The sequence below is a fragment of the Microvirga sp. genome (genome assembly GCF_014699075.1).
In the GTDB taxonomy this organism is placed as follows: domain Bacteria; phylum Pseudomonadota; class Alphaproteobacteria; order Rhizobiales; family Beijerinckiaceae; genus Microvirga.
The window spans coordinates 1-11,690 of record NZ_JACXAB010000097.1 but is presented as its reverse complement, the minus strand read 5'-3'; the positions used below and the strand labels follow the sequence as shown (position 1 = coordinate 11,690).

Genomic DNA, 11,690 nt, shown 5'->3' with positions numbered 1-11,690 from the left:
GAACACCCTAGCCCGCTGGCCTGAGCGACATCCAGATGAGCCGAAGTCGGACTCTTCTGTATGATTTCATCCACTAGCTCAATGGCTTTCCACTGCAATTCTGTGGAGAGCCTAGTAGCTTTATCGATGTTTTCTCCATAATTCTTTTCCCCAGCTAAAATCTTACGATTTACAATCGATATTTCTGATAATAGTTCTTGAGTTTTGCCGTTCAGATTATCAAGGTTTCGAATCACAAACTCCGTTTTTATTTTTTGCTTTTCAAGTTCGTTGTTGATAGCCGGAGCAATCTCATATGCGCCATAAGCGCTTAGAAGCACGCCGGCGAAGGTCACCCAGAGCGGCGTTGACGTGTCAAGGAGAGTTCTCCAGAGATAAGAGCCAAGTCGATACATCACTTAACTTTCGCTTGTGTCCGTAAGTCTAGTTGCGACTTCGCTTTTCTTCCACGCTCCTTCAATTCCTTGAGTTGCTGCTCTTTCATGCTCTTCATGAATAGATCAATCTGCTCCTGCAGTATGGTCTCCTCGGAAGTTCGGGAAGGGCTTGCACTATTTGAGATTGTTATACCCTGCTGAAGCTGCGCTGGAGAGATATTAGTCATCGCAAGCGTAGTACACGCTGATACGAACGCTGCTAACAGCGCGGCCTTCGCTGTTAGGCTGAAGAATCCTGGTGATCTGAATACTTGAACATATGAAGAGACAAGTTCGTGATTATAGTACTCAGTTATAGCATCATAAAGATCTAAATTAGAAAACTTCTCGATCTCTCCTCTATCGATAGCTGAATATGCCGCTACGAAGTATGTAATGAGGATATTGGCGTCAAGTGTTTCTAGAGGGTTTGTGCCACTATAGTTTGGTGCTGCAAGGAAGGCGAAAGAAACATTGGGAAGAATATAAGACGAACATGCATACGAGTAAATTCTGTTGTTTATTGGGTTCCTGGGTAGTTCGGAAATGGCTGGTGGCTTAAGAAAGTACTTTTGGAGATCGTATGGAATGTCAACCCGAGCAACATCAGTCCTCAACCATGAAACATGTCTATATTGAACTGAGAGATAGTCTTTACCTGGCGCGTGGACGGTCGCATTAGGATTGAATGGTTCTGTGATTTCACCGAACAGCACGGGCTGAAATGCTGTTCCTGGGACTATAATAAGATCACCTACTTTTGCTTCTCCATATAACTTCTTCACGTTAGCTGCCATCACACGGGACGAGTGTTCCTCAAAAGGGCTGTCATCGTATGAATTGGGATTTGAAGAAGGAACACCTCTTGAACTATCACTTCGATAGTATTCTTGAAGAGAAATTGCCATTCTGATGTGTTGTCTTGTTATTCCCTTAGAAGACAGGGCTTGCTCGTTTATGTTTAATCCGGCATAATCGAGGAAGATCATATTATGAAGTGCGAAGAATTCGTAGTATTGTCTTCTTCTTCCAGAGAACACGACCCATATACGCTGATTGTCGGGGACAATCTTCGTTTGAATATCAACTTCTAACATGCAGTTTTGCCCCCCAACTTCGGATTTTTCGCTATTCCTCTCTTTGTACCAGAAGTTGCAGACTCGCTGCAACTATATCTTATATCAAGTATTGTGCAGCCTGCACTGGCAAGCTAGACCAAGACCGAAAATCCTCGTCAGTTGTACAGACCTCGGAAGTATCGCTGCACAGGTGGCACTCGGCAGTAACTTGGTTCTGCATCTGCCGAACCCCACCACCTCCCACCACGTTCTCCCCACCGCGCGGAGACCCTTTTATGCCTCTCGTCATCCAGGCCGGCCTGTGGGGCCTGCTCAGCGGGTCGGCCCTCGTGCTGGGGGCGCTCATCGGGACTTTCGCCAAGCTGCCCCAGCGGGTGATTGCGGGCGTGATGGCGTTCGGGGCCGGGGTGCTGATCTCGGCGCTCTCCTTCGACCTCATGGACGAGGCCTATCGCCAGGGCGGCATCGCCTCCACGGCCTCAGGCTTTCTCGCCGGCGCCGTGGTCTACACGGCGGCGAACGTGCTCGTGTCGCGCCGGGGCGCCCGGCACCGCAAGCGCTCCGGCACCGCGGAGGATGCGCGGCAGTCGAACGAGCCGGGGAGCGGGCTGGCGATTGCGCTCGGCGCACTGCTCGACGGGATTCCGGAATCCATCGTGATCGGCGTGAGCCTGCTGGAGGGCGTGGGCGTGAGCCTCGTGACGGTGGCGGCGGTGTTTCTCTCCAACCTGCCGGAGGGGCTCTCCAGCGCCGCCGGCATGCGCCGGGCCGGGCGCTCCAAGGCGTATATCTTCGGCATCTGGGGCGGCATCGCGCTGGCGTCCGGCGTGGCGGCGCTCATCGGCAACAGCGCGTTCGCCGAGGCCGGCCCCGCGACCATCGCGTTCGTGACGGCGGTGGCGGCGGGCGCGATCCTCGCCATGCTGGCCGACACCATGGTGCCGGAAGCCTTCGAGACCGCGCACGAATATGCCGGCCTCATCACCGTTGCGGGTTTCCTGGCGGCGTTCACGCTCTCAAGGGTGGTGGGGGCGTAGGGGAGAGCGATTGGGTGACGGATTGCCGATTTAGGCGCTGGAATACCTCTCCCAGTGGGAGAGGTCGGACCGCAGGTCCGGGTGAGGGGTTACAGCCTTATCCGGATGAGCCTGTAACCCCTCACCCCAGCCCTCTCCCTCAGGGAGAGGGAGTTCTGAGCTACATCCTGCACCCGATCCCGGATCGGCTTATGCCATCCGGGATGACATTCGCTGGGTTCAGGCCGGAATGCGCTGCTCGTATTCGGGCCTCAGGCGGGCGATCTGGTCCCAGAAGGGCTCCGCCGGTTCCTGGCCCGCCATGCGGGCGGCCAGGATGTCGAGATGGGTGTGCCAGCCAGAGCTGACGCTGAGCAGGGTCGAGCGCTCGGGCACCCGGTGGTGGACCAGGGTGAGCAGGGTCTTGGTGCCGATGGGCTCGAGCGTGAAGGTGACGCCGCCGGTGGAGCCCCAGGTGATGGCGAGCTTCTTCGGCGGGTCGAGCTCCGTGATGCTGCATTCCAGCCGGTGCTCCTCGGCCGAGCCGGCCGGGCGCGGTCCGGGTGGGGTGGTGAGCTCGTCGTTGCGCCACACGAACTCGAAGGGCGCGCCGACGGCGAGCGCCATCTCGCCGGCGGCCAGCCATTGGCGGCGCAGCTCGCTCTGCGTGAGGTAATCCCACACCCGCTCGACCGGGCCGGGGAGAAGGCGCTGGATCGTCAGCGTGTCGGGGCTGGTCAGCACGCCATAGGCGTCGGGGGCAAGCTTCGTGGGCGAGAGGTCATTCATGGCTGTCTCCTCTGGGGGTCTTTGCGGGGTTCTCTGGGGGGTTCCGGGCGTTGCGGGCATCCTCCTCGCGAAGGAGCCGGTCGAGGGCATCCAGACGATCGGTCCAGAAGCGTTCGTAAGCGGTGAGCCATTCATGGGCGCTCGCCAGCGGGCCGGGGTCGAGGCGGCACAGATGGGTCCGCCCGCGCACCTCGCGCCGGATCATCCCGGCATTCTCCAGCACCTTGATGTGCTTCGAGGCCGCCGCCAGGGAGATCGCAAAGGGCTCCGCCAGCTGGCTCACGGTGCGCTCGGCCTGGGCGAGGTCCCGCAGCATCCGCCGGCGTGTGGCATCGCCCAAGGCGTGGAAGACAGTGTCGAGGTGGGGTGCGTGTTGTTCAACCATGTGGTTGAATATGAGCGCATTCAAAATAATTGTCAACCGATTGGTTGAATGTTTCGTGCTTTAGGCTCTGGCCGGTCAGTGTATTGGCCTGAACGGTCCATTCCCGTCACGCCGACAACAAGGGCGGCAGGCGTGAGAGAGGCAGAAGTTTCCGGCTTTCGGCTGAACCGTGTAGACTGGACGAGGGGCTTCGGAGGTGACGAGGATGCCCATCTACCTCGACCGGCACGACCTGAAGGGCCTGACCGCCGCTGATATCGCCGAGGCCCATCGCAAGGACCTGGAGGTGCAGGGGCGCTATGGGGTGCGGTTCCTGACCTACTGGTTCGACGACACCCGCGGCACGGCCTTCTGCCTCATCGATGCGCCCGATATCGACACCGCCATGCGGGTGCACGACGAGGCCCATGGGGACATCGCCCGCGACGTGATCGAGGTCGATCTCTCGGCCGTCGAGGCTTTTCTCGGTCGCATCTCCGATCCGGAGCCGGTGGGGCAATGCTGCGACGGCCGCCACGATCCGGCCCTGCGCGCCATCATGTTCACCGACATCGTCGATTCCACCGCCATGACCGCGCGCCTCGGCGACGTGCGCGCCGTCGAGATGGTGCGGGCGCACGACGCCATGGTTCGCCGGGCGCTGCACAACAAGGGGGGACGCGAGGTCAAGCACACGGGCGACGGGATCATGGCCGCCTTCGACGATGCGGCGGCGGCCGTGGAGGCGGCCCGTGCCATCCAGCTGGCCTTTGAGGCCTTCAACCTTGCCAGCCGCGAGAAGCTGCAGGTGCGCATCGGCCTCGATGCGGGCGAGCCGGTGGCCGACCACAACGACCTGTTCGGCGCCACCGTGCAGATGGCCGCGCGCCTGTGCCAGAGCGCCGAACCCGACACCATCGTGGTCTCACAGGCCCTCGGCAGCCTCGTCCCCGACGGCACCCGACTCGTGAGCCTCGGGCCGAAGACCCTGAAAGGTTTCGCGCGGCCAGTGGACGCCTACGCGGTGGCATGGCGGTAGGGGCAGGGGTGCCGCCATAAAGACGGCGCTTGGCTCGTTGATCATGATGGTTCGGGCGAAAGCCGGAGCGTCGGGATGGTCAGAGGACTGGTCTGGTTCGTGCTGTTCGGGGCGGCGTCCCTGGCGTTCTATCGCGTGAACGACCAAATCGTGTGGGACATCTGCCGGCGCGAGCGGCGGCCCTATCCGCCTGCCTGGACCTTCTCGCTCTACTGGCAATGGCGCACGATCATCGGCGGCTGGTACACGGACGCCAGACGGGCCGGCCTGCTCCTCCCCAAAGCCGCCGCCACCGCGGCCATCCTCCTCGCCAGCATCGGCTCGGTGGTGATGGGGATTATCGACCGGGTGCCCGGATGATTCAGGCTGCCCGGATGGACCGGGGGCATCTCCCGTGCTGGGCTTGGCGATTCAACGGCAGGTTTGTTGATCCCGAAACGAATATGTAACAACGTGTCACAAATCGGGCCAGCCATGAGCCCGTCGAGGGAGAGCCGCCATGATGAATGAGGACCAGAACCAAGTCTCCGGCACGGCTTCGGTCGAGATTGAGGACACGCAGAACTTTCAGCCCGATCCGGCAAGCCTGATGAAGGACCCGACCTTCACGCTCGTCCAGCTGAGCCGGGAAGAGATGGAGCGCGTCGCCGCTGCTCGCTCCTTGAGCTTGAAAATCGAACTTCCGTAGTAAGAGCTTCCCGCAGAGACACGCACTTCCTGCCTTAAAATAAGAAGGGGCGGCTTACCGCCCCTTTCGTCCGCCTTTGTATTTCGGCTTCTGCCCGGCAAACCCTTGCGTCGAGCGCCCGGCAGGACGCTCGCGGAAGTTCAACGGGACCTCGCGGTCGGTGCCCGGGCCCATCTCGTCGAGGCCGGGCTTGCGCACCCGGGTGCCCTCGTCCGAGCGGCCCTTGCCGGTTGGACCGTAGGAATCCGAATCTTCGTCTCCCGCCGTGGCGCCCTCGCCTGAGGGCGGCAATCCTTTTGGCGGCAGGTTGGCGCTGCGGCCGTATTTGCGCGCGCCGCCATATTTGCCCGCTTCCCTCTCCACGTCGGATTGGCGCGCCATCGGATCGTCGCTGATCGCAAGCTCGGTGGCCTGCAGGCGCTTGAGCTCGTCGCGCAGGCGCGCCGCCTCCTCGAACTCCAGGTTCGCCGCGGCCTCGCGCATGCGCTTTTCCATGTCGGCGATGACGGCCTTGAGGTTGTGGCCCACGGTGCGGCCGGCCATGCCCGTATCGACCGACACGTGGTCCCGTTCATAAACGCTGTCGAGGATGTCGGCGATGTTGCGCTTCACCGATTGCGGCGTGATGCCGTGCTCGGCGTTGTAGGCGAGCTGCTTCTCGCGGCGGCGGGTGGTCTCCGCAATCGCGCGTTCCATGGAGCCGGTGATCTTGTCGGCGTAGAGGATCGCCTTGCCTTCCACGTTACGGGCCGCGCGGCCGATGGTCTGCACCAGCGAGGTCTCTGAGCGCAGAAAGCCTTCCTTGTCCGCATCGAGAATGGCCACCAGTGCGCATTCGGGAATGTCGAGGCCCTCGCGCAGCAGGTTGATGCCGATGAGCACGTCGAAGGCACCCAAGCGGAGATCACGAATGATCTCGATGCGCTCGAGCGTGTCGATGTCCGAGTGCATGTAGCGCACGCGGATGCCGTTCTCGTGCATGTACTCGGTGAGGTCCTCGGCCATGCGCTTGGTGAGCGTGGTCACCAGCGTGCGGAAGCCGTTGGCGGCCAGCTCCTTCACCTCATGCACGAGATCGTCGACCTGCGAGCGCGCAGGCCTGATCTCCACGATGGGATCGACGAGGCCGGTGGGGCGGATGACCTGCTCGACGAACACACCGCCGGTCTGCTCCATCTCCCACTTCGCCGGCGTCGCCGACACGTGCACCGATTGCGGGCGCATGGCATCCCATTCCTCGAACCGCAGCGGGCGGTTGTCGAGGCAGGAGGGCAGGCGGAAGCCGTATTCGGCCAGCGTCGCCTTGCGCCGGAAGTCGCCGCGGTACATGCCGCCGATCTGCGGCACGGTCACGTGGCTCTCGTCGGTGAACACGAGCGCGTTGTCGGGCAGGTATTCGAACAGGGTCGGCGGCGGCTCGCCGGGCTTGCGGCCGGTGAGATAGCGCGAATAGTTCTCGATGCCGTTGCACACGCCGGTGGCCTCGATCATCTCAAGGTCGAACTGCGTGCGCTGCTCGAGCCTTTGCGCCTCCAGCAGGCGGCCCATGCGGGCGAGTTCCTGCAGGCGCTGCTGCAGTTCCGCCTCGATGCCCTTCACGGCCTGCTGCAACGTGGGACGCGGCGTCACGTAGTGCGAGTTCGCGTAGATCTTCACGAATTGTAGGTCGTTGCTCTTCTTGCCCGTGAGCGGATCGAACTCGACGATGCTCTCGATCTCGTCGCCGAACAGCCCGATGCGCCAGGCGCGGTCCTCCAAGTGAGCCGGAAACAGCTCGATCACGTCGCCGCGCACGCGGAAGGTGCCGCGGGCGAAGTCGCTCTGGATGCGCTTGTACTGCAGGGCCACGAGATCCGCGATGAGCTGGCGCTGCTCGATCTTCTCGCCCACCTTCACGGAGAAGGTCATGGCCGTATAGGTCTCGACCGAGCCGATACCGTAGATGCACGACACGGACGCCACGATGATCACGTCGTCGCGCTCCAGGAGCGCACGTGTCGCCGAGTGGCGCATGCGGTCGATCTGCTCGTTGATGGACGATTCCTTCTCGATGAAGGTGTCCGAGCGCGGCACATAGGCCTCGGGCTGGTAGTAGTCGTAGTACGAGACGAAATATTCCACCGCGTTGTCGGGGAAGAACGACTTGAACTCGCCGTAAAGCTGGGCGGCCAAGGTCTTGTTCGGCGCGAGGATGAGGGCAGGGCGCTGCGTTTCCTCGATCACCTTGGCCATGGTGAAGGTCTTGCCCGAACCGGTGACGCCGAGCAGCACCTGGTCGCGCTCCTGCCGGCGCACGCCGTCGACGAGTTCACGGATCGCGTTCGGCTGGTCGCCAGCGGGCTGGAAGTCCGACTTGATCTTGAACGGAATGCCGCCTTCCGACTTCTCGGGCCGGGGCGGACGGTGCGGCACCCAGAGCGTGCCGTTCTTGAAGCGCGGATCGCCTTCGGTGAGCAGCCGCGAGAGCGCATCGACCGTGGCGGAATAGCCGGACCCGGAGGAGAGGTCCCCCAGCTCCTCGGCCACGTCCGGCCCGTCATCGGGACCCTTCAGGCCAAGCTTCTTCGCCAGCGCCGGGTCCACATCCGTGATGTCGCCGTGGATGAAGGTTTCCTGCGCGCGCTCGGCAAAGCCCTCCGCCGCCTCACGCTCCCGGTTGACCGCGGGATTGAGCAGATCGGCTAGGTGAGGCGCCAGGGGCTTCAGCTCAGGTTTGGAGGCTTTCCCGGTGGAAAGCTTGGGCTTCTTGGGTGATTTGGCCATAGAACGAATATGGTACGAACGGCCCGGGAATGGAAGAGCGGAAGCCCGCTCAGGCGGTGTGCTTCTCGGACTTCCGGCTTGTGCCCCGCAGGGCTTTGATCAGCGGCACGGCGATGAAGTGGATGAGCGGGATCAGGAGTGCGCCCAGGACGAGCCCGAACAGGCCCGAGGCCGCCGCGGAGACCAGCCATTCCACGAAGCCGCCGAGCGCCGGCACCGCATGGGCGGCCGCAACCGCCACGTCGTGAATCGCGTGGCCCAGTCCGGCGAAGCCGTAGCCTTCCATCCCATGGACGATGATGCCGCCGCCCACCCAGATCATGGCGGCGGTGCCCACCACGCTGAGGAGTTTCAGAAGGATCGGCATGCCTTTTACCAGACCCCTGCCGAGGGCCTGCGTCAGCGGAGCCAGGGCCCGGGGTCGGTTGCTGGCCGCCATGGCCACGCCGGCGTCGTCGGCCTTCACGATCAGGGCTACGGTGCCGTAGACCGCGATCGTGATGCCGATGCCGACGACGGCCAGCACCACGGCCTGCATCCAGATCGACCCCACCGGGATGCTCGCCAGCGTGATGGCCATGATTTCGGCCGAGAGGATGAAGTCGGTCTTGATCGCGCCGCTCACCTTCTCGTTCTCCAGGCTCTGCGCCGTCTGCGTGGCTTCGCTGACGGCAGCCTCGTGCTCGTGCGCCTTGTGGGGAAACAGCGCTTCGAACACCTTCTCCGAGCCCTCGTAGCAGAGATAGGCGCCGCCGATCATGAGCAGCGGCGTGATGGCCCAGGGGGCAAACAGGCTTAAGATGAGGGCCGCGGGCAGAAGATAGAGAAGCTTGTTCTTGAGCGATCCCCAGGCGATCCGGCCGACGATGGGCAACTCGCGCGCCGCCGCAAAGCCCACTACGTAGCGCGGCGTCACGGCCGCATCGTCGATCACCACGCCGGCCGCCTTCGCGCCTGCCTTTGCGGCCTGCAGGCCGACATCGTCGAGCGAAGCGGCGGCAACCTTCGCGAGGCCCGCGATATCGTCCAGCAGGGCGATCAACCCGATGCTCATGGGGGCTCCTGTCGAAAATGGTCAAGCGTGAGTGTTCGAGCAATGAGCTACACTGCTCCTCAGGACTCGACAACGCCCGAGGGGCAAGTTGGGTGCAATACCGCCTCGCTTGGCACGGTCACCTACCGTCATTGGCGTGTCATATGACGGGCGCATGAGGATCCGGCTAACCTTGACCGTTCTGCGGAGATTCCATGCATCGCTCCTTCATCGTCGGCTCGCTTACCGCCGCTCTCCTCTCCGGCACCACGCTCAGCGCCTCCGCAGCCGAGTATTTCGACCGCATCGCCAGCTTCCCCATCACGGCGAACCTCCCGAAGGATGGAGACCCGAAGGCCGAGACCGTGGCCGAGATCATCACGGCGAGCGAAGACGGCAAGCTGCTGATTTATACGGACAGCCCTCGTAAAGCGCTCGGCTTCATTGACATTGCCGACCCGGCGCAGCCCAAGGCCGGCGGCTCGCTTGCGTTGAGCGGCGAGCCTACTTCCGTGAAGGTCGTGGGCCAGAAGGCTTACGTGGTGGTCAACACATCCGAGAGCTTCACCAAGCCGAGCGGCAAGCTCGTGACGATCAATCTCGCTGACCGAACGATCGCCCCGGAATGCGCCCTCCCGGGCCAGCCGGACTCGGTTGCAGCCAATGCGGGCGTTCTCGCCATCGCCATCGAAAACGAGCGCGACGAGAAAGTGAACGATGGCGCGCTTCCGCAGCTGCCCGCAGGTTCGCTGATGGTTGGCCCGCTCGACAGCGATTGCGCGAGCATCAAGACCGTCAGCCTGACCGGCCTAGCCTCCGTGGCAGGCGATGACCCGGAGCCGGAATATGTCGACGTGTCCGATGAGGGCAAGGTCGTCGTGACCCTGCAGGAGAACAACCACATCGCGGTTGCCGACGGCAGGACTGGCAAGGTCGAGGCGCATTTCTCCGCAGGCAGCGTGGACTTGAAAGCTATCGATACCCAGAAGGACGGCAAGATCGAGTTCTCCGGCTCCATGGACAAGGTGGCACGCGAGCCGGACGCCGTGCACTGGATCGACAACAACCGCTTCGTCACCGCCAATGAAGGCGATTGGAAAGGCGGATCGCGCGGCTTTACCATCTTCATTCGGGACGGCAGTGTGGCGTACGAGGCTGGCGCAAGCCTCGAGCACGAGATCGTTGCGCTCGGCCATTATCCGGACAAGCGCAACAAGAAGGGCGCTGAGGTCGAAGGCGTCGAGACCGGCCGCTTCGGGAGCGACAACCTGATCTTCGTCGGCTCCGAGCGTGGCTCAGTGGTGGCCGTCTATCGCGACACGGGTGCTGCACCCGAACTCGTGCAGGTTCTGCCCACGGGCATCGGTCCCGAGGGACTGCTCGCGATCCCCGGCCGCAATCTGTTCGTCGCCACGAGCGAGACGGATCTGCACGGTGAGGGCGGCGTTGCTCCTCATGTGACGATCTACCAGCGCGCCGAGCGTGCGGCTCCGGCCTATCCGACGATCCGCTCAGCCAGGAACACCAACGGCCAACCGATTGCCTGGGGTGCACTCTCGGGCCTCGCGGCCGACAAGACACAGGCCGGCAAGCTCTATGCTGTCACCGACAGCGTCTACAGCGGCGCACCGCGCATCCTCACCATCGACGCCACCAAGAAGCCTGCGACGATCACCGGTGAGGCGCTCGTCACGCGCAACGGCGCAGCGGCCGAGAAGCTCGACCTGGAGGGCATCGCTGTGGCGGGTGACGGATTCTGGCTCGCCTCCGAGGGCAACCCGGATAAGGGCCTCTCCAACCGCCTCATCAAGGTCGATGCCAAGGGCGCGATCCAGGAGGAGATCGCCGTGCCGGCCGAGGTCGAAAAGGGCGCGAAGAATTACGGCTTCGAGGGCGTGACCGTCACCGGCTCCGGCGCCGACGAGACCGTGTGGCTCGCCGTTCAGCGCGAATGGGCCGATGACGGCAAGAACGCCGTGAAGCTCCTCGCTTACAAGCCCTCGGACAAGAGCTGGAGCGCCGTGCGTTATCCACTCGACAGCACGGAGGCCGGTTGGATCGGCCTTTCCGAAATCACCGCTGCGGGGGATCGCGTCATCATCATCGAGCGCGACAACCAGATCGCTGAGAAGGCGAAGGTGAAGAAGCTCTACGCGGTCTCCATGGCCGACATGAAGCCCCGCGCACTCGGCGGCGAAGTACAGCTCGTGCAGAAGACACTGGTGCGCGATCTCCTGCCCGACCTGAAGGCTACGAAAGGCTATGTGCTCGACAAGGTCGAAGGCTTCGCCATCGATGCCGCGGGCGATGCCTATATCGTCACCGACAACGACGGCGTGGACGATTCTTCCGGCGAGACGCAGTTCCTGAAGCTCGGAAAGCTGTGAATCTGAAACTGTTTGGGGATGAAAAGGCCGCTCGACGAGAGTAGTGTGGTGAAGGTTCTGCAAATCGCCTGAGCGGGGCGGTCATGGCAGGATGGTGATGTCCAAGTCACCCTCCG

The 11,690-nt window shown here is 62.5% G+C and carries 11 protein-coding genes; 5 read left to right on the top strand and 6 right to left on the bottom strand.

Annotated elements, in window-relative coordinates; translation table 11 throughout:
• Together IC232_RS31805 and IC232_RS31800 are read right to left on the bottom strand one after the other, a co-directional pair.
• Positions 1 to 395 (bottom strand): hypothetical protein (locus tag IC232_RS31805; RefSeq protein WP_190848953.1); only part of this gene is annotated, 395 nt, incomplete at its 3' end.
• Positions 395 to 1,513, bottom strand: coding sequence for a hypothetical protein (locus tag IC232_RS31800; protein ID WP_190848952.1), 1,119 nt, complete (start codon positions 1,511 to 1,513; stop codon positions 395 to 397). The genes IC232_RS31805 and IC232_RS31800, both read right to left, overlap by 1 nt.
• 257 nt (positions 1,514 to 1,770) lie before the next feature.
• Between IC232_RS31800 and IC232_RS31795 the strand changes: the two genes are divergently transcribed.
• Complete coding sequence (locus IC232_RS31795) at positions 1,771 to 2,532, top strand: ZIP family metal transporter (RefSeq protein WP_190848951.1); 762 nt, start codon at positions 1,771 to 1,773, stop codon at positions 2,530 to 2,532.
• Between the two features lie 219 nt (positions 2,533 to 2,751).
• Here the strand turns inward: IC232_RS31795 and IC232_RS31790 are convergent, their stop codons facing one another.
• Positions 2,752 to 3,300, bottom strand: a complete 549-nt coding sequence (locus IC232_RS31790) for an SRPBCC family protein (protein WP_190848950.1) — start codon at positions 3,298 to 3,300, stop codon at positions 2,752 to 2,754.
• Complete coding sequence (locus tag IC232_RS31785) at positions 3,293 to 3,685, bottom strand: ArsR/SmtB family transcription factor (protein ID WP_190848949.1); 393 nt, start codon at positions 3,683 to 3,685, stop codon at positions 3,293 to 3,295. Before IC232_RS31785 ends, IC232_RS31790 begins: the two co-directional genes overlap by 8 nt.
• Before the next feature lie 205 nt (positions 3,686 to 3,890).
• Between IC232_RS31785 and IC232_RS31780 the strand changes: the two genes are divergently transcribed.
• From IC232_RS31780 to IC232_RS31770, 3 genes are all read left to right on the top strand, one after another.
• Entirely contained in the window at positions 3,891 to 4,703 is an 813-nt protein-coding gene (locus tag IC232_RS31780; protein ID WP_190848948.1) for a nickel-binding protein, read from the top strand.
• 75 nt (positions 4,704 to 4,778) lie between these two features.
• Positions 4,779 to 5,063: a hypothetical protein gene (locus IC232_RS31775; RefSeq protein WP_190848947.1), complete on the top strand. Its 285-nt coding sequence runs from the start codon at positions 4,779 to 4,781 to the stop codon at positions 5,061 to 5,063.
• Between the two features lie 139 nt (positions 5,064 to 5,202).
• A complete protein-coding gene (locus IC232_RS31770) occupies positions 5,203 to 5,391 on the top strand; it encodes a hypothetical protein (RefSeq protein ID WP_190848946.1) in 189 nt (62 codons plus the stop codon).
• 54 nt (positions 5,392 to 5,445) lie between these two features.
• Here the strand turns inward: IC232_RS31770 and uvrB are convergent, their stop codons facing one another.
• Complete coding sequence (gene uvrB, locus IC232_RS31765) at positions 5,446 to 8,154, bottom strand: excinuclease ABC subunit UvrB (RefSeq protein ID WP_190848945.1); 2,709 nt, start codon at positions 8,152 to 8,154, stop codon at positions 5,446 to 5,448.
• Between the two features lie 49 nt (positions 8,155 to 8,203).
• On the bottom strand, positions 8,204 to 9,208 hold the full coding sequence (locus IC232_RS31760) for a DUF808 domain-containing protein (RefSeq protein WP_190848944.1): 1,005 nt from the start codon (positions 9,206 to 9,208) through the stop codon (positions 8,204 to 8,206).
• Between the two features lie 194 nt (positions 9,209 to 9,402).
• On the opposite strand from IC232_RS31760, the gene IC232_RS31755 reads away from it, so the two are divergent.
• The gene (locus IC232_RS31755) at positions 9,403 to 11,574 is read left to right on the top strand and encodes an esterase-like activity of phytase family protein (protein ID WP_190848943.1); all 2,172 of its coding nucleotides are present in this window, start codon (positions 9,403 to 9,405) and stop codon (positions 11,572 to 11,574) included.
• Positions 11,575 to 11,690 lie beyond the last annotated feature (116 nt).

Coding starts and splice junctions, on each gene's coding strand:
- IC232_RS31800 (WP_190848952.1), bottom strand. CDS start 1,513: ATGTTAGAAGTTGATATTCAAACGAAGATTGTCCCCGACAATCAGCGT.
- IC232_RS31795 (WP_190848951.1), top strand. CDS start 1,771: ATGCCTCTCGTCATCCAGGCCGGCCTGTGGGGCCTGCTCAGCGGGTCG.
- IC232_RS31790 (WP_190848950.1), bottom strand. CDS start 3,300: ATGAATGACCTCTCGCCCACGAAGCTTGCCCCCGACGCCTATGGCGTG.
- IC232_RS31785 (WP_190848949.1), bottom strand. CDS start 3,685: ATGGTTGAACAACACGCACCCCACCTCGACACTGTCTTCCACGCCTTG.
- IC232_RS31780 (WP_190848948.1), top strand. CDS start 3,891: ATGCCCATCTACCTCGACCGGCACGACCTGAAGGGCCTGACCGCCGCT.
- IC232_RS31775 (WP_190848947.1), top strand. CDS start 4,779: ATGGTCAGAGGACTGGTCTGGTTCGTGCTGTTCGGGGCGGCGTCCCTG.
- IC232_RS31770 (WP_190848946.1), top strand. CDS start 5,203: ATGATGAATGAGGACCAGAACCAAGTCTCCGGCACGGCTTCGGTCGAG.
- uvrB (WP_190848945.1), bottom strand. CDS start 8,154: ATGGCCAAATCACCCAAGAAGCCCAAGCTTTCCACCGGGAAAGCCTCC.
- IC232_RS31760 (WP_190848944.1), bottom strand. CDS start 9,208: ATGAGCATCGGGTTGATCGCCCTGCTGGACGATATCGCGGGCCTCGCG.
- IC232_RS31755 (WP_190848943.1), top strand. CDS start 9,403: ATGCATCGCTCCTTCATCGTCGGCTCGCTTACCGCCGCTCTCCTCTCC.